The 17,132-nt window shown below is 51.8% G+C and carries 15 protein-coding genes; 3 read left to right on the plus strand and 12 right to left on the minus strand.

What is annotated here, in order from left to right:
* Positions 1–93: 93 nt before the first annotated feature.
* On the minus strand, positions 94–450 hold the full coding sequence (locus QW71_RS11475; RefSeq protein WP_039297666.1) for a hypothetical protein: 357 nt from the start codon (positions 448–450) through the stop codon (positions 94–96).
* A gap of 148 nt (positions 451–598) precedes the next feature.
* Here QW71_RS11475 and asnB point away from each other — a divergent pair, with 148 nt between their 5' ends.
* Positions 599–2,443 carry an asparagine synthase (glutamine-hydrolyzing) gene (gene asnB / locus QW71_RS11480; RefSeq protein ID WP_039297667.1) on the plus strand — a complete coding sequence of 615 codons (1,845 nt, stop codon included), beginning with the start codon at positions 599–601 and terminating at the stop codon, positions 2,441–2,443.
* A gap of 81 nt (positions 2,444–2,524) precedes the next feature.
* Here the strand turns inward: asnB and QW71_RS11485 are convergent, their stop codons facing one another.
* The 10 genes from QW71_RS11485 to QW71_RS11530 all read right to left on the minus strand — a co-directional run bounded on the left by QW71_RS11485 (position 2,525) and on the right by QW71_RS11530 (position 13,288).
* Positions 2,525–3,976 carry a serine hydrolase gene (locus QW71_RS11485; RefSeq protein ID WP_039297668.1) on the minus strand — a complete coding sequence of 484 codons (1,452 nt, stop codon included), beginning with the start codon at positions 3,974–3,976 and terminating at the stop codon, positions 2,525–2,527.
* A gap of 186 nt (positions 3,977–4,162) precedes the next feature.
* Positions 4,163–4,486, minus strand: a complete 324-nt coding sequence (locus tag QW71_RS40440; protein WP_039297670.1) for a hypothetical protein — start codon at positions 4,484–4,486, stop codon at positions 4,163–4,165.
* A gap of 12 nt (positions 4,487–4,498) precedes the next feature.
* Entirely contained in the window at positions 4,499–5,335 is an 837-nt protein-coding gene (locus QW71_RS11495) for an aldo/keto reductase (RefSeq protein ID WP_039297672.1), read from the minus strand.
* A 206-nt stretch (positions 5,336–5,541) separates the two neighbouring features.
* On the minus strand, positions 5,542–6,000 hold the full coding sequence (locus tag QW71_RS11500; RefSeq protein WP_039297676.1) for a cupin domain-containing protein: 459 nt from the start codon (positions 5,998–6,000) through the stop codon (positions 5,542–5,544).
* 143 nt (positions 6,001–6,143) lie between these two features.
* Entirely contained in the window at positions 6,144–7,079 is a 936-nt protein-coding gene (locus tag QW71_RS11505; RefSeq protein WP_152679743.1) for an SPFH domain-containing protein, read from the minus strand.
* The gene (locus tag QW71_RS11510) at positions 7,079–7,513 is read right to left on the minus strand and encodes an NfeD family protein (protein ID WP_039297677.1); all 435 of its coding nucleotides are present in this window, start codon (positions 7,511–7,513) and stop codon (positions 7,079–7,081) included. The genes QW71_RS11505 and QW71_RS11510 overlap by 1 nt, the downstream gene beginning before the upstream one ends.
* A gap of 330 nt (positions 7,514–7,843) precedes the next feature.
* Entirely contained in the window at positions 7,844–9,811 is a 1,968-nt protein-coding gene (locus QW71_RS11515; RefSeq protein WP_039297680.1) for a glycosyl hydrolase family 18 protein, read from the minus strand.
* Positions 9,812–10,443: 632 nt separating this feature from the next.
* Positions 10,444–11,085 carry an XTP/dITP diphosphatase gene (locus QW71_RS11520; protein WP_039297683.1) on the minus strand — a complete coding sequence of 214 codons (642 nt, stop codon included), beginning with the start codon at positions 11,083–11,085 and terminating at the stop codon, positions 10,444–10,446.
* A gap of 1 nt (position 11,086) precedes the next feature.
* Positions 11,087–11,845 (minus strand): ribonuclease PH, encoded by a 759-nt coding sequence (rph, locus tag QW71_RS11525; protein WP_039297685.1) that lies wholly within the window; start codon positions 11,843–11,845, stop codon positions 11,087–11,089.
* A 330-nt stretch (positions 11,846–12,175) separates the two neighbouring features.
* Positions 12,176–13,288 carry a GerMN domain-containing protein gene (locus QW71_RS11530; protein WP_039297804.1) on the minus strand — a complete coding sequence of 371 codons (1,113 nt, stop codon included), beginning with the start codon at positions 13,286–13,288 and terminating at the stop codon, positions 12,176–12,178.
* A 261-nt stretch (positions 13,289–13,549) separates the two neighbouring features.
* Between QW71_RS11530 and QW71_RS11535 the strand changes: the two genes are divergently transcribed.
* Both QW71_RS11535 and QW71_RS11540 read left to right on the plus strand, forming a co-directional pair.
* Positions 13,550–14,149 carry a phosphatidylglycerophosphatase A gene (locus QW71_RS11535; protein ID WP_039297687.1) on the plus strand — a complete coding sequence of 200 codons (600 nt, stop codon included), beginning with the start codon at positions 13,550–13,552 and terminating at the stop codon, positions 14,147–14,149.
* 43 nt (positions 14,150–14,192) lie between these two features.
* A complete protein-coding gene (locus QW71_RS11540) occupies positions 14,193–15,020 on the plus strand; it encodes a hypothetical protein (protein WP_039297689.1) in 828 nt (275 codons plus the stop codon).
* A 310-nt stretch (positions 15,021–15,330) separates the two neighbouring features.
* Here QW71_RS11540 and QW71_RS11545 read toward each other — a convergent pair whose 3' ends face one another.
* Positions 15,331–15,903 (minus strand): TetR/AcrR family transcriptional regulator, encoded by a 573-nt coding sequence (locus QW71_RS11545; protein WP_039297690.1) that lies wholly within the window; start codon positions 15,901–15,903, stop codon positions 15,331–15,333.
* Positions 15,904–17,132 lie beyond the last annotated feature (1,229 nt).

A 17,132-nucleotide genomic window follows, 5' to 3' on the forward strand; every position in this document is an offset into this window, starting at 1 on the left:
GGGGGAAAGCTTCCTGCTCTATGGTCCATCCTATAGGTTATTGGTTGTTGGTGATTGTGCAGTGAATCTTCGTTGCAAGAGGTCCCGCCGGAATCAAGAGTACTGCCTGAAATGTTCGCCCAGCTGCTTCTTCAGCTCTCCGAAGATCAGCAGCTCGCGCTGAAATTTGGACCGTTCATCCTCCGGACTCATTACGGTGCTGCCGGTGAAGCCGCTGACCGTCACGTCCTTGAAAGCATCATGCAGATTGTTATCGAACCAATCGGTGGCGGTGTCCGCGTCATTCGTCAAAATACGGACAATTTCGTACCCCTCCTCACGCCGGTCCTCAACAATATACACCAAAAGTGCGGAATCGCCCACAGCTCCAGGCAATACGCCAACCTCTGCACAAGGTGCTCCGTCATACTCGGTCATTCTGCGGATTTTGGCGTCTTTAATGTAATACACTTGTCATCCATCCCTCCTGGCAAATTTCCCTCTCCCCTAGTGTTCGGATAAGGACATACATTTTATCCCTTCCTTCGGCATATATCTGTATTACTTGGCAAAAAAGAAAGGACAGACAACAATCGCACAAAAGAGAGGATGAACCAACATGTGCGGAATAACCGGATTTGTCCAGTGGCGCGGTGATCTTACAGGGCACTCGCAACTGCTTGTCAGAATGACTGAAACTTTAGCGAACCGCGGACCGGATGCAGCCGGAACCTGGATTTCAGGACCCATTGCCTTCGGACACCGCAGACTCAGCGTCATTGATCCCGAGAACGGCGCACAGCCGATGATTGCCCGCCATGACGATAAGGTGTATGCAATTGTGTATAACGGCGAGCTATATAATGCCCCTGAGCTCAAAAAAGAGCTGAAGCAGCGCGGCCATCATTTCCTCACAGAATGCGATACCGAGGTACTCCTGCATGCCTATATCGAATGGGGACCGGACTGCACGGAGAAGCTGAATGGCATCTTCGCTTTTGCCGTCTGGGACAGCTTGCGCGATCAGGTCTTTCTGGCGCGCGACCGTCTGGGCGTGAAGCCTTTGTTCTACAGCCAAGTGGACGATGTCTTCGTATTCGGGTCCGAGCCGAAGGCGCTGCTGCAGCATCCCAAAGTCCAGCCGAAGGTTGGACCGGAAGGCCTTGCCGAAATCTTCATTATCGGTCCGGCCCGGACACCGGGACATGGTGTATACAAAGATATATTCGAGCTTCGTCCAGGTCATGCCATGATTTACAGCCGCAGCGGTATCCGCACCTACGCGTATTGGAAGCTGGAGAGCGACCAGCACACGGATAACGTGGATGAAACGGCAGCCCGGGTACGGGAATTACTCCAGGATACGCTGGAGCGCCAGCTTGTTTCCGATGTTCCGGTCTGTTCTCTGCTCTCCGGCGGACTCGACTCCAGCGCCTTAACTGCGCTTGCCGTAGATTATTACAACCGGACCGGCCAAGGCCGGGTAGATACCTTCTCGGTGGATTATGTAGACAACGACAAGCATTTCAAAAGCCATACCTTCCAGCCCGGAGCCGACGGCCCCTGGATTCAGCGGATGATCGATGAACTGAATACGAACCATCACTTTATTGCTTTTGATACACCTGAACTGGTAACGGCGCTCGACAACGCCCTCTACTCCCGCGATTTACCGGGGATGACCGATGTGGATTCATCACTTTATTTATTCTGCCAGGAGATTAAAAAGAAGGCGACTGTCGCTATCTCCGGCGAAGCTGCGGATGAAATTTTCGGCGGCTACCCCTGGTTCCACCGTGAGGAGATGCTCACTTCCGGCACCTTCCCCTGGTCGGTAGCACCCAAAATGCGCGCCAGTCTATTGTCGCCTGAAATTAATGAGTGGATACGTCCGCTGGAATATTTGGGTGACCGGTACAGCGACGCTGTGGCCGAGGTGCCGAAGCTTGACGGCGAGACCGGCAAACAGGCGCAGATGCGCGTGATGTCCTATCTCAACATTACCCGCTTCATGCCTACGCTGCTGGACCGCAAGGACCGGATGAGTATGGGCGTGGGCCTGGAGGTCCGTGTTCCTTATTGTGATCACCGCCTGGTGCAGTATGTATTCAATATTCCCTGGGAGATCAAAACCGTAGGCAACCGTGAAAAAGGCATTCTGCGCAAAGCACTCGAAGGTGTACTGCCGGACGATGTGCTCTACCGCAAAAAAAGCCCGTACCCTAAAACGCATAATCCTGCCTATCTGAACAAGGTGCGCTCTCAGGTACTCGGCATCCTGAATGATCCTTCTTCGCCTATCCTTCCGCTGATTGATCCGGCCAAAATCCGGGAAATCGCCGCATCACCGGAATCCTCCAGCAATCTGCCGTGGTTTGGCCAGCTGATGTCCGGCCCGCAATTATTCGCTTATCTGGCCCAGGTGGATCTGTGGCTGCGGAAATACAATGTCTCCATCGGCTAATGCCAAATAGATGTGAACATGCCCGCCAAGACCGTATAGCATACGTTCAGGCAGGCATGTTTTTTTCACATTAGTATGAAACTAAGCCAGTTCAAGCTCGCCTATAGCCGCATACTCCGGAATATTAAGCGAAACGTTAATGTTGAACCGGAATTCCAGCTTGTTTTCCTCAAAAATAATCGTGTACGTGACCACATAAGGAGTCTCAATGTAGTACAGCGTAAGCTTCAGCATGTCCTCAGCCAGCCAGTTAGCGTAAGTGACTACCTGTTGCCGGTGTAACGAGAGGTCTTTGTGGAACACATCCTCCGTCCATACCGGTTTGCTGAAATCGAAAGGCAGCACATTATCCCGCTGATCGCCATACACCATTTGCAGCTCAAGCTGCCTGTTATTCCTGGTAAAAGTAATCCGCTGCAGCCCATGGGGATTACCGCCGATCTGGTATGGGCCGCTCAAACCATCCGCCAGCCATCTCTCCGGACAAAACTGCTGAACCACAGGTAAGGCTGAAGTACTCCAATCGGACAATAGCTCCTGCAGACCGGCGTTATGCCCGGAATCCGGCAGCGGGCCGCCTCCAAGCGTATCAAAAATATACTCAAAAATCAGATCCAGCAATACCTGCAGCCGGTTCATACTCCCGAAGCTTGCTGCCACTGCAATGACGATATTCTGCTCCGGAGCCACCAGACACAGCTGTCCAAAAGACCCGTCTCCCCGGTAGCAGCCCCTCCGGCATAGATGAAATTGGTAACCATAGCCCTGCGCCGAGTCGATCCGCTGGACATACGTACGGTTATCGCTCTGTTCAGTGGCGGCCTGTTCTATGTACCGCTCCGATACAATTCTCTGCCCGCTATATACTCCTTTATTCAGCAGCATCTGGCCAAACCTGGCTACACTTTCTGTAGACAGGCTGAGTCCCATCCCGCCAGCCGTGATTCCCTGCGGACAAGTTTCCCAGGATGGCCTCGGGATACCCAGTGGTCCGAACAAACGCGGCATCAGGTAATCGACCATACTTTGCCCGGTCACCCGTTCGAGGATGCCCGCCAGCATATAGCTGGAGGGGGTACTGTAGCGGTAATAACTTCCCGGCTCATGCTCAACCTGCTGGGCGAGGAAGGCGGTGATCCAGTCCTGTTCCTTGACCACAGCAGGATAAATATCTTCATGATGGCCCGCATTCATGGAGAGCAGGTGATGCACTGTCATTTGCGCCAGATTAATAGACACAGCCTCAAGCAGCTTGTCCGGGAAAAAGGAAATCACCGCATCCTCCAGCTGCAGCAATCCCTCGTCCCAGGCAATACCTATGGCTATAGAGGTAAAGCTCTTGCTAAGAGAGTAGAGCAGCTGCGGGGTATCCGGAAGGTAAGGCATCCGGGTAAACTCTGCCGTAACTTGGCCGTCCTGCAGCAGCATGAAGCTGTTAACCTCAAGCCCCCGTTCCCTGACCTCCATGAAAAAACGGCTTAAAGCCTGCGAAGATAATCCATGCTTCTCCGGATAATCTCTGATCAATTCCAACAGTTGTGCCCTCCCATTGATTCCTTCTATTCTCATCATAAAAGCCGGGGCAGCGGATGTCGATGAGCTTTGATTCCAGGTCGTTTGGCGCGTTGTCGCCAAATGCAAAGAGCAGACCACCTGAAAGGGGCCTGCTCTTTGCATTCATGGCTTATACGCCGCCACCCATAGATTGAACCGAGATAGTCAATAAAAAGATGAAAGTACGGAGGGGAATTTTGGAACTGTAGGAGCGTCAGCGACCGCCTTTGTCCCCGGATTTCCACCGCTTATAGCGGTATGAATCAAGAAATCTGGGGACAACAGCGGCCGGAAGTCCAAATATTCACCGCAGTTACGGCTAACATCAATTTTATTAATAATTCCTCCGCCGGCGCCCGCCTTTGTCCCCGGATTTCCACCGCTTATAGCGGTATGAATCAAGAAATCTGGGGACAACAGCGGCCGGAAGTCCAAATATTCACCGCAGTTACGGCTAACATCAATTTTATTAATAATTCCTCTGTTCAATCTACATCAACCCTAGAAATTGAAATTATCCGGGTCCGGGCCGAAGCGGTGATTCTGATTCAGGTCCTCAATGGCCTTGACATCGTCATCGCTGAGGGTGAAGTCGAAGAAGCCGGCATTCTCAATGATCCGCTCCGCATGCACGGATTTCGGAATCGTGATAACTCCCTGCTGCAGGTCCCAGCGCAGGACAATCTGCGCCACGGTCTTGCCGTACCGCTCCGCCAGCTCCTTCAGCAGCGGCACATCCAGGTTCCCTTGCATCAGCGGGCTCCACGCTTCCAGCTGAATGTCATGCTCCCGAGTAAACTTAAGCAGTTCACGCTGGGTCAGCAGCGGATGGAACTCGACCTGGTCAACCACAGGTACCACACCGCTATCATCGATGATATCCTGCAGGTGATGGGTCTGGAAGTTGCTGACGCCGACCGATTTGACCAGGCCTTCCTTTTGCAGATGAATCAGCGCTTTCCAGGTCTCTTTATATTTGCCGGCAACCGGCCAGTGAATAAGGTACAAATCGATCTGCTCCAGACCCAGCTTCTTCCGGCTGACTTCAAAAGCCTTCAGCGTAGATTCATATCCCTGATCAGGATTGCGCACTTTAGTGGTAATAAACAGCTCTTCACGGGCTACCCCGCATTCACGGATGGCTTGTCCAACGCCTTCTTCATTGTTGTACCCGGCTGCGGTATCAATGCTGCGGTACCCGGTCTCCACGGCAGCTTTCACTGCCTGGATAACTTCATCGCCATCCTTGGTCTGCCAAACGCCAAGACCCAGCCAGGGCATGGTCACTCCGTCGTTCAAGGTAGGCCCGCCTGTAAATGGTGCGTTTAATTGACTCATATGTTTACCCTCCAAGCCTAATTTGAGTTCATCAAGCATCCTTAACCTTAAAAGCGCCTTCATAATCATCCAAAATCAGAATCAGTATAACAGATAGGAGTAAAGCCGCCAAAAGTGACAAAAACATGTCTGGTCATCGTTGCGGGTTCGGATAAAAAAAAGGAGTACAGCCTATCCTCCGGCTGTACTCCTTTTCATTTCTGCCCTTATTTCTTGTCAATCAGTTTGAAATCATCAAAGTGGAACTCCGGTGACACGATGCAGGAGACCAGCACCGGCTCTTCACCCAGCGGACGGGCTGCCTGCCATACTCCGGCAGGAATAACTACCTGCGGCTGCTGGCCTGCGGCGATGTCCAGCCCCAGAATCACTTCCGTCACGTTCTCCGGCTGTTCACCGCTGCCGCCCAGGCTTAGTACAATCGGACTGCCGGAATGATACAGCCAGATTTCGGAGGACAGCACAGTATGCCAATCCGAAGTCTCGTCAGCATGAAGCAGGAAATAGATCGAGGAAGCTGAAGCACGCGGCCCCGAATAGCTTCCGCCCAGAGTCTCCTGGGGAATCTCGAAGGATGAATTCCAAAGTCTCTTGTACCATCCGCCTTCAACGTGAGGCTGCAGCCCCAGCGTTTCTACGAGCGGTGAAATCTCTTTTTGCGTCACAGTATCTTCTCCTTAAAGTTTTGCGTAGCAAAACTGTCTTCGTAAGCATAGGCTTAGTTTTGCGTAGCATGCTTCGTAAGCATAGGCTTAGTTTTGCTTCTAACTTTAACGGAATGTGCCGCAATTGTAAAATAGTTCTGAGCTTATTTGCCGTCCTTGCTCGCCTTGAATACTTCTGCAATAGCTCCGAGACTGCCAAGCGTTTCAACAGCACTGGTCGGCAGGAACACTTTGTTCGCCGGTCCCTTGGAGATTTCAGTCAATGCTTCGAAGGACTGATAAGCCAGTACTCTTTCATCCAGTCCTGCACTGGCGATCAGGGCAATCCGCATCTTCTCGGCTTGCGCGACCGCTTCGATCGCCTTGGCCTGGCCGAGGGCTTCCAGCTCCTGCGCCTGGCCGAGACCTTCCGCCTGACGGATACGCGCTTCCTTATCCCCCTCAGCCTTCAGGATCTTACTCTGCTTATCCCCTTCAGCGCGGAGGATCATATCCTGTTTGGCGGCTTCCGCCTCCAGTACAATCGCACGCTTGCTGCGCTCAGCCTTCATTTGTTTGTCCATCGCTTCCTGGATATCCAGCGGCGGCTTGATGTCGATAACTTCTACACGCTCAATCCGCACGCCCCATTTCTCAGTGGCTTCATCCAGCGCGAGACGGATATCCGAGGAGATTTTTTCACGGCCGGACAAGGTTTCATCCAGCTCCAGCTTACCGATAATCTGGCGCATGGTGGCTGTAGAGATATTACGTACACCATAGACATAATCGGAAATTCCGTAAGTTGCTTCTTCCGGTCCTACCACTTGATAGAAAATAATCGTGTCGATCTGTACCTGTACGTTATCCTTCGTGATTACCGTCTGCGGCGGTACATTCGCCTGTTGAATCCGCAGGTCATGATAGACCCGCACCTGATCGATTACCGGAATCAGAATATTCAGACCCGGTGTAAGCAGGCGGTTGAATTTACCGAGACGCTCCACGACCCCCACTCGTTGCTGCGGGACAATCTTGATAGTCAGTGCGATAAATACTACGACAACAACAACAATAATTCCGATAATAGCTAACTCCATCAGTACATATCCCCCCATCGTTCTACTTCGATAATTGTGGTGCCTCTTCTTACAACAATAACCTCTTGATCCTTGCCTAGCGCCACTGTGGATGTTGCACTCCATGTATCGCCGCCTACCTTGACCTGCCCGTAACGGCCGGGCTCAATCGCTTCGACGACCAGACCCTTTCGGCCGACAATATCGGTACCGGTATCCTTGAAGCCCCTGGAATTGCGTAATCTCGCTGCCAAGGGTTTGGTGAAAACGGTCAGGATCAAGGCCACCAGTGAACCGGCCACCACTTGCAGCAATAATGCATCCGGGAGCAGAAGCGCGACCAAGCCGGCAACCAATGCCCCGAGACTAAGCCATAATAGGTAGAATGTAAACGTAAACATTTCTACAACAAACAAGACGCCAGCGGCAATCAACCATAATACCCAAACAACCATCGGTGAATCCACCACCTTCCGCTATATACTACTATAACGAAATAAACGGCGTCACGTTCCATAAATATATTTGACCGGGACAGCCGCCTGCCTCTTTCATTATATTTCAGCTTGTGGAAGCTTATGAACACCGGTTAAATATAACTAAGTATATGTAAACATGAAATTATTCAAACGAAGCAGTAATAGGCGGGAATGGCAAAATGATACTCTGGCTAGAGCGCATAAAAAAACGGTGCCAGCCTTATGCCGGCACCGTTTCTTCGTGTGGAGATTGCTATGCTGCACAGCCTGGCGAATTCAGTGGATTAACCCGGATTCCAATTAAAATCAGTTCAGCTTCCAAAGAGCTGGCGTAGTAGACGGCTCCCAGCTTACCAGCGAGGTGTGTGCCTGCAGACAGGTATATGAATTCCCGCTGTAGGTTACAACATCACCCGCTTTATAAGCAATTCCGGCAGCCCAGGCTGAGGCACCCGTGGTTGCCGTCGGGGTTGCCGTCGGGGTTGCCGTGACCACAGGCGTCGCGGTTGGTGCTGCTGTCGGAGTAGCCGAAGGACTTACAGTGGGAGTGGCTGTAGCGGAAGGCTGCGGTGTAGTGTTGCCGCAAGTGCCGACAACCCTCCAGACTCCGAAGGCACCGCTGAGATCCGGCCGTTCGCCCTGCGTCCACCACTGGGCTTGATAGAGCAGTCCGCCGTAGGAGGCCTGCTGTCCTTGAGTGTAGACAGCGGTTGAATTCCAAGCCGCTGACGTACATTGGCCTGGTGTTGCAGTAGGTGCAACTGTTGCAGTCGGTGTGGCTGTAGCAGTCGGTGTGGCACTCGGCTTAACCGTTGCCGTAGGTGTCGGCGATGGGGTTGCACTCGGCGTTGCCGATGGTTTCACTGTAGCTGTTGGCGTAGGGCTTGGCGTTACCGAAGGCGTTGGTGAAGGAGTCACCACTCCGCCCCCAAGATCAGCGCTCAGCTTAGTCTGCAGTGTCCGGTTACGATCGCCGCTGGTCTCCCAGAACATGGCTCCGGCCAGGCCTTTGGATTTCAGATAACTTGTTTTGTAGCCGATGGATTCTACATCATCGTAGCTGATAAATGTCTGATTTGAAGGATTATAAAGATAAGGAACCTTTGAAGTATTGTTCCAGTAGCGGGTGTAGCCGTTCTTATTGATGTAGTTGGCTTCCAGATCACTGAAATCATAGTTGCCCTTCTCCCAGGTGCCTGTGGAGGAGATTCCCGCCGAGACCTGATACTGGCCATTCCCCGCAGCCGGAGCACCGCCCCAGCCTCTGCCATAGAACGGCATGCCAAGCACCAGTTTGTTTGCCGGCACGCCGGCACTCAAATAGCTGGTAACCGCTTTGTCGATATTGTAATTCGCCGGCTCGGTCAGCCCCGATGAAGCTGCAGCCGGATCATAGTAGAGCGGCGCGTTGTGGCCGGTAGTCGTGTTCCAGCTTCCGTTGAAGTCATAGGTCATGATATTAATCCAGTCCACCACTGCTGCGATTCCGCTAAGGTTATTGTTCTGGATATAAGCCGGTCCTGCGCCGGAAGCGATGGTGAGAAGATACGTTTTGCCGTCGGCAGTTCCTGCAGCATTCAGCTTCTCGCGGATCTTCTGCAGCAGCAGAACATAGTTCTGTTTATCCTCTGCACGGTAGCTATTGCCAGCCAATCCTCCGCTGACCGGGTATTCCCAGTCCAGATCGACGCCGTCCATCTTGTATTTGCGGATGAAATCTACGGCGGAATTGGCGAATACCTCGCGGGTCGCTGCAGTCGCAGCTACATCCGAGAAGCGGTTCGACCATGTCCAGCCGCCGACGGAGATGACTGTCTTCAGGTTCGGATTCTTCTCCTTCAGCTTCCAGAGCTGCTTCAGGTTACCCTTGATCGGGTCATCCCATTTATCGTCACCGAAGCTTTTCTGGGCATCGATCCAGGGATCACCCAGCACAATGGTGCCGTTCGGGACGCTAATTGTCTGGCCTTGCTCATTCTGGCAGGACCAGGTTACCGGATTCGGACCGGTAGGGTCTGGATTGCCATGTATCCCGTTCCAGCAAATATCCGCAAACGCATAGTTGATTACATTCATTTTATTAGGATCAATATCCGTTACATTATACGCCCGCCCGTAAGCGGCCCAGGAAGCATAATACCCGACAAGCTTGTAATCCGAAGCTGCATTAACCGTTCTGGTATTTGTACCGAAAGCCGAAAAAAGAGTAAGGATAAGGACTGCCGCCAAGCCAAGCACAAAGGGTTTACGAGATTTACTTTTGATAAAGACCATTTCGTTATTACCTCCCCGGTTCAATGCGTTGCCCAATCAGAAAGCTTCAGCACTCACCTCCAGGACCCTATTGACCCCCACCCTGTAAATCTATTAAATTCACAACTAGCAGGCTGAATGCTATAGTCCAGCCCAAAAAGCGCAGCTAAGCTGCATACCTGCGGATCTCGTGCTCTCTTGCCGGGTGCGTACCTGTAACTATGGCTTATGCTTGTGTAGTAAGTTTTGCGTCAATCAGCTAGGCTGCCTCTGTTTGCAAAACTTGTGAAAGGAATGGGGTAGCGGAAGAATGCAGAATGTTCGAAAGGGGTGAAGTCAACTCTTATTCTCATACAAAGCACGCTGCTGCGCTAGGGGTAAATTTCCATACTGAGGGGGGATTATCATCTAATTTCCATATCACAATAAAAAATCCGGAAGCCCCGTGCATGTTACACATGCATGGGGGCTTCCGGATAAGTTGTAGCTTTTTATTTCACGTCCCGCTGCGCGGCAGCAAGCTTCTCAGTCAGCAGGGGGTAAATTTCCATACTGAGGGGGGATTATCATCTAATTTCCATATCACAATAAAAAATCCGGAAGCCCCGTGCATGTTACACATGCATGGGGGCTTCCGGATAAGTTGTAGCTTTTTATTTCACGTCCCGCTGCGCGGCAGCAAGCTTCTCAGTCAGCAGGCGCAGTGCCGCGCCCCGGTGGCTGACCGCCTGCTTTTCTTCCAGCGTCAGCTCCGCCATCGTCTTCTCAAACTGCGGAAGATAGAAGAGCGGATCATAGCCGAAACCGCCGCCGCCCGCAGGCTCCGAGGTAATCCAGCCTTCCACTGTTCCTTCCGCCGTCAGCTCCCGCCCGTCCGCCGGATCATACAGCGACAGAGCACAGACGAACCGGGCCGGACTGAGCAGCGGCTGGCCGGTATCCTCACCCTGCTTCAGCCTCTCCAGCTCGCTCAGCAGCTTCAGGTTATTCGCTTCATCATCTGCAGGCTCCCCGGCGTAGCGGGCCGAGTATACTCCCGGACTGCCGTCCAGCGCTTCCACGCATAGACCCGAATCATCCGCAAGCACCGGAAATCCGAGTGCATCCCCTACCGCCCGGGATTTTTTGAAGGCATTCTCGGCAAAAGTCACCCCATCCTCCACCACATCCGGCAGATCCGGGTAATCGAACATGCTTTTGACGGTGAGTCCAAGGGGAGCAAAGGCGTGCTGGAACTCCCGCACCTTGCCTTTATTCTTCGTCGCGACAATCAGAATCCCGCTGCCGGACTTCATATTACACCTCTTGGCCAGGCTGGCCGGAAGGGATTTTGAGCGCAATGGGGCCCAGTACTTCTTTTTGAACGGCGATCAGCTCGTAGATCCCCTTCTCGCCCAGACCCAGCAGCTGGTCAAGCTCCTGGCGGGTAAACGGCCGCTCTTCGCCGGTACCCTGCACTTCAACAAACGCACCGCCGCCTGTCATAACCACATTCATATCAACCTTCGCTTTGGAATCCTCTTCATAGTTCAGATCGAGCAGTGTTTTGTCGCCAACGACACCGACGCTGATCGCCGCCAAGTAATCCGTAATCGGAAATACCGCCAGCTTGTGCTGCAGCGCGATCTTATTAATGGCAAAGGCCATCGCTACAAAAGCGCCCGTAATCGAAGCTGTCCGTGTCCCTCCGTCTGCCTGAATCACATCGCAATCCAGCGTAATACTGCGTTCGCCCAGCGCCTGCAGATTCACTACGGAACGGAGTGCCCGTCCGATCAGACGCTGAATTTCCATTGTCCGTCCGGTAAGCTTGCCGCGTGCTGCTTCGCGCTGGTTACGGGTCTGGGTGGCCCGGGGAAGCATGGAATATTCGGCAGTGACCCAGCCTTTGCCTTGTCCTTTCAGAAACGGCGGAACTTTCTCATCCACGGTTGCCGTGCAGATGACTTTGGTATCTCCCATCTCAATAATTACAGAACCCTCTGCATATTTGTTGGTTTGGGTGGTTATCGTCAGCGGCCGGAGTTGGTCTTCTTGGCGCCCGTTTGATCTCATCTTTTCTGCCTCCTACATCGTATAGCCATAAGTTTGTGTGTACACGAATCCATCCCTTATCTTATACGCAGAAACGGGTGCCGTCCTCTGCTTCAGAGAACGGCACCGCTATTCCTGTCAAGATATCCGGATCAATGAACCTTTATTCTATCAAAGAGTAGGCACAAAAGCATCTTTTTAAAAAGATAAGAATTTATATGCTACACGCCATAAATTTTCCTTATCTTTCTCGCTGAAACGGGTACTTGAAAGCGGTACGTAGTAAGCGCTGCTTCGAAAGCATATGCTTTAAAAGGACGCCCAGCCCTTTCCACTTGCCATGCATTCATTCTACAGCGGCAGCTCGTTCACATATTCCGGTGCCGAGACCGGCTGGCCGTAATCGACATTATTGGTTCCCGTAACTGTCTCTTTACCGTTCAGGCGGATCTGCACCAGGGCATCGTCCGTATTCTGTGCAACCGTCAGCACGACCGATTCCAGCATTTCCTCAGGAACGCTTGTGCTGCCTTCGAACATCTCATCCTTCAGGGAAACGGTAACTACCCCATTCTGGCCTGCTTCTACGGAATCAACCACCGTGCCCTGCGTCATGACCATCTCCAGGCCGTTCTCGGACTGAGGTCCGGCAATCAGCTCGTTCAGAGCTGCCTTCACCGAATCTCCCCCTGCGGGTACAAAGCGCGTAACCGGAACATAATACTGATGAATGCCATCCGGAGAAGCAGCAGAGAAGTAGACGGTCACTGCGCTGGAGTTCATCATGAGCGCACTCTGCTTCGGCAGGTTAATGCCCATGGCCCGGGACAGCGGCCGATCCAGCGGAGTACCCTGCAGCGGCATTTCGGTAAGCTTTTTGCCATCGACCCAGAGCTGTACGCCCTGGATGTCTTCCTGACCCGTCAGGGTCCAAGTGACTGCCTCCAGAATTTTGCGCTCATCCGCCGGATCATAGTCATTGAATGCCGAATTGAATTCAACGATGGCCACCTTATCCTGGCCGATAGATACATTGTTCACTTCCGTCCCTGCCGGCAGTACGCCCTGGAAGCCTTCGGGAAGTACAGATTTGTATGCCCCCTTGCTGACTAGCGCAGTAAGAGAATCCTCCAGCATTGCTGTGCCCTCCCCTTGCGGAAGGGCCAGAGACACCGGTGCCAGCAGGCCGTGCTGATCCTCCAGGAACACGGTTGTCCGTTCTCCGGCCGTAGCGGAGGCTGCCGCATCTTTAACCCCAGCTGCGAGGTCGCTCTCATCCAGCGAGACCGGTCCCAGCACCCCGGTGTCGAGTGTGCCCTCTCCGCTGACCTGCAGCATTTGTGCTTCGACTTCACCCGGAGGCGGGTCTACCGCTGCCGATTCCGAACCGAACAGACTGCAGCCGGAGAGCATAATTGGAACGGCCAGCAGGCAAGCCGCGGAAACCCCGCGGATGTGTTTCATAGGCTTATTCAATCTACATTACCCCTTTCAACGCTAAGATCAGTTTGTACTGCTATGTATACGAGCCCTTAGTCCAAAAAATAACAACAGCTTATCCTAAATTGCAGAAGTTCTGTCCGGGCGGGCAGATACAGCCAGGGTCCGGACCGATACCGCCAGACACAGCCCACGAATCCGCACGGTTCTGGACATCAGTCTGCCGCTTGCGTACAATTTAGTACAAACAGCTTTTCTAACTTACTTACGAATGGAGGACTTCTCATGACTGATGCCAAAATCCCTTACAGCCTCAACAGCAAAGCCGTCGCCGAAGCCACCCGGTTCTGGCTGCAGAAACGCGGGGTAACTATACTTGAGATTGCCGAGCTTGTCATGCTGCTGCAAAAGAAGTATTATCCGAACCTGACCATGGAGGAATGCGTTCATAATGTGGAGATGGTACTGAGCAAAAGGGAGGTGCAGAATGCGGTCCTGACCGGAATCCAGCTTGACGTACTGGCCGAGGAAGGCAAGCTGTTCGCTCCCCTGCAGGATATGATTGAGAATGATGAAGGGCTGTACGGCGTAGATGAGATTCTGGCGTTCTCCATCGTGAATGTATATGGCAGCATCGGCTTCACCAACTACGGCTATGTGGACAAGCTGAAGCCCGGAGTGCTGGAGCGGTTGAATGACAAGACGACCGGCCAAATCCACACGTATCTGGATGACATCGTAGGTGCCGTGGCCGCAGCAGCCAGCAGCCGCATTGCCCACCGGAAGCAGGCAGAACGTGAACAGGAGCTTGGGCTGCCCCATGCGCCGGAGGATGTTGAAGAAGCCGCGCGGAGAAAGGTTCAGGAGAATGAGGAGCCGGAGTAAGACGATATTCTATTGATTTTATTTTGAAAGGTGCGAAGTATGAATGACCTATTCGTTTGTAGTTGAGCCTGTGTCCGTTCTTGACTTTGACAGTGAAGATGAGCTGATTGACCGGTGTAAGGAATGGAATCTCCTGCCCGCTACAGCCACCCGGGTCAAAACTTATCAGTATAAAAGAAACGGCCTGACACTGCCCGTACAAATTGTAGGGTACGTGGACAGTCAGACCGTGGTGATACAGTTTGAGAATAAACAGCAGCACTGCATACATCCCGCTTATCTGAAAGAAATGCAGACCGCCGCCTTTGGACAACGCACTATAGCGCCAGCTGAAGCTGCTAAGGCGGAAGACTCCGCAGAGATGCAGGAAGAGACTCCGCCAGCGGAGAACATCCTGGAAGAGCAGGCAAGCCAGGCAGGACCGGAAGCAGAAGCAGCAAGCGGGGAAATTCTGTCTGCGCCGGACAGCACAGATTCAGATTCAGCAAAGCAAGAGACACCGGTAATTCCGCAGAAAAAAGCAGCCGCCTCCAAAAAGAAAGCCGCTGTCCAGCTGCCTGAAGACAAGCTCGCGATTACCGCTAGGGTCAAAGAGTTCACAACCGTCCCCAATCATTTCTCGGACAACGATGATGAAGTTATTATATATGAAGCCGTTTCGGTAGAAGGCCATGATCTTGCGATTGAGGAGGTCTGGTCCAGCCATAGCGCAACGCTGAAGAAGCTGGAGCTTAATACCGGCGATAAAGTATCCTTCGAAGCCAAAATCGTTTCCAAGAAGCTCACGCAGCATCCGGTTAAATACAAGGTCAACAACCCGTCCAAAATGAAAAAAATCGATCCGGCTTCGCTTACTGAGGATTTGCAGTGACCCGATTACGAATTAGGCGGTATGCTTAATTGTACTTTGTACAACTAAATCGTCTGATTTACAACCAATTATCCGTTTAGTTGTATTTCGTGCAATTAAACTGCGATTAATAGATTGGTTCTCACCATTCAGGCAGATTTAGTTGTACAGAATACAGTTATAAGATACTAACCTACCTTTTCGCTGTTTTTAAGTGTACGTTCTACAACTATCACTGAATTCCACTCGTAACTACTACATCAATTGCTGCATAAAAACAGCGGGATGTCTTTTTTTCGGAATAATATTGTAACCTACGGCTTCTACAGATCTATTGCACAGTATCCAGCGGCCGTGGCGCCATTTGATTGCGCTCCATCAGAGCCAGAATGTCTTCGATCATTTCTTTGGCCGGGTAGGGCATCGAATGGGTGATCCACCACTCCATTACACCCACTACAGCCGATGCCAGGAATTGGATCAGCATCTCTTTGTTCATCCCTCGGTTCAGTCCGCTCATGTCGATCTGCTCACTCAGACCCTGCAGCAGAATCGCATGCAGACGGGTCCGGAAGGCCGGAACGCCTTTATTGTTAAGCAGTGTAGTGAAGACCCATGCGTGCCGCTCCAGATATTCGGCTGTGCGCAGCAGCACGCCTCCGGAGGCGATATGGGCGTCCTCTCCGCCGGCCAGGCAGCTCTCGCACAGCTGTTCCATTTGTGTCTCTATACACTGATCCAGCAGATCGTACTTGTCTACGTAATGGAGATAGATTGTACCTCTGCTTACATTGGCACGCGCTGCGATCTCATTTACCGTAATCTGCTCAAAGTTCTTCTCGGCCATCAGGCTGATAAAAGCCTCGAAAATAGCTTCCCGCGTTTTGCCGATACGTCTGTCCATAAGCTTCTCCCTTTCATCTGTCGTCCAGTTGCTTAGTTGCACTTATTATATTTAACAAATGTCAATAAATCAACAAGTGTGCACATCGTCACCGTGCTCTGCTCTGCCCTACCCACCATACTCGCTATATGCGCACAACGTTTCAGCACAACGGGACACATTGGGCCCGGTTACCTTCGTGGTAGCCTAATGTATTCGATTTTTCGCACACATTCGGCCCCATTACCTTCATGCTAGCTCATTGTATTCGATTTTTCGCATACATTCGGCCTGATTACCTTCGCGGTAGCACATTGTATTCGATTTTTCACATACATTAGGCCTGATTACCTTCGCGCTAGCCCAATGTATTCGATTTTTCGCACACATTCGGCCCCATTACCTTCATGCTAGCTCATTGTATTCGATTTTTCGCATACATTCGGCCTGATTACCTTCGCGGTAGCACATTGTATTCGATTTTTCACATACATTAGGCCTGATTACCTTCGCGCTAGCCCAATGTATTCGATTTTTCGCGCATACATTTGGCCTGATTACCTTCGCGCTAGCCCAATGTATTCGATTTTTCGCATACATTTGGCCCGAATACCTTCGCGCTGGCACATTGTATTCGATTTTTCGCATACATTCGGCCTGATTACCTTCGCGGTAGCACATTGTATTCGATTTTTCACATACATTAGGCCCCATTACCTTCATGCTAGGAATACCTTCGCGCTGGCACATTGTATTCGATTTTTCGCATACATTCGGCCTGATTACCTTCGCGGTAGCACATTGTATTCGATTTTTCACATACATTAGGCCCCATTACCTTCATGCTAGCCCAATGTATTCGATTTTTCGCATACATTCGGCCTGATTACCTTCGCGCTGGCTCATTGTATTCGACTTTTCACATACATTTGGCCCAAATGTCCACTTCCGGCGGATTTAGAGGGATTTATACCTTTCACTTTCTCGTATCGCCCGCTTCCGGCGAATTCAAAGATACTTCTTGTTCCCGCCACTCGGAGTAACTTGGTACTTTTCTAACTAACACAAAAAACGGGTACCCTCCTTGGCGGATAGTGCCCGTTTCTCTTAAGTATGCTGTATTCTGGTAGTTGTTTGGTATTGGAAGTAGTCGTAGTAGTAGTAGTAGTGGTAACAGTAAAGGGTAAGGTTCCCGCGACTGTTGTAAGAACAGCCTCATGGAGAGACGGCAACGGGCACAGATGGACTTA

Source organism: Paenibacillus sp. IHB B 3415, assembly GCF_000802655.2.
Taxonomy (GTDB): Bacteria; Bacillota; Bacilli; order Paenibacillales; family Paenibacillaceae; genus Paenibacillus_AQ; species Paenibacillus_AQ phytohabitans.

Excerpts from the sequence above, each read along its gene's own strand:
- asnB (WP_039297667.1), top strand. The coding sequence starts at position 599 with ATGTGCGGAATAACCGGATTTGTCCAGTGGCGCGGTGATCTTACAGGG.
- QW71_RS11495 (WP_039297672.1), bottom strand. The coding sequence starts at position 5,335 with ATGAGTCAATTAAACGCACCATTTACAGGCGGGCCTACCTTGAACGAC.
- QW71_RS11505 (WP_152679743.1), bottom strand. The coding sequence starts at position 7,079 with ATGGAGTTAGCTATTATCGGAATTATTGTTGTTGTTGTCGTAGTATTT.
- QW71_RS11510 (WP_039297677.1), bottom strand. The coding sequence starts at position 7,513 with ATGGTTGTTTGGGTATTATGGTTGATTGCCGCTGGCGTCTTGTTTGTT.
- QW71_RS11515 (WP_039297680.1), bottom strand. The coding sequence starts at position 9,811 with ATGGTCTTTATCAAAAGTAAATCTCGTAAACCCTTTGTGCTTGGCTTG.
- QW71_RS11520 (WP_039297683.1), bottom strand. The coding sequence starts at position 11,085 with ATGAAGTCCGGCAGCGGGATTCTGATTGTCGCGACGAAGAATAAAGGC.
- rph (WP_039297685.1), bottom strand. The coding sequence starts at position 11,845 with ATGAGATCAAACGGGCGCCAAGAAGACCAACTCCGGCCGCTGACGATA.
- QW71_RS11530 (WP_039297804.1), bottom strand. The coding sequence starts at position 13,288 with ATGAAACACATCCGCGGGGTTTCCGCGGCTTGCCTGCTGGCCGTTCCA.
- QW71_RS11535 (WP_039297687.1), top strand. The coding sequence starts at position 13,550 with ATGACTGATGCCAAAATCCCTTACAGCCTCAACAGCAAAGCCGTCGCC.
- QW71_RS11540 (WP_039297689.1), top strand. The coding sequence starts at position 14,193 with ATGACCTATTCGTTTGTAGTTGAGCCTGTGTCCGTTCTTGACTTTGAC.
- QW71_RS11545 (WP_039297690.1), bottom strand. The coding sequence starts at position 15,903 with ATGGACAGACGTATCGGCAAAACGCGGGAAGCTATTTTCGAGGCTTTT.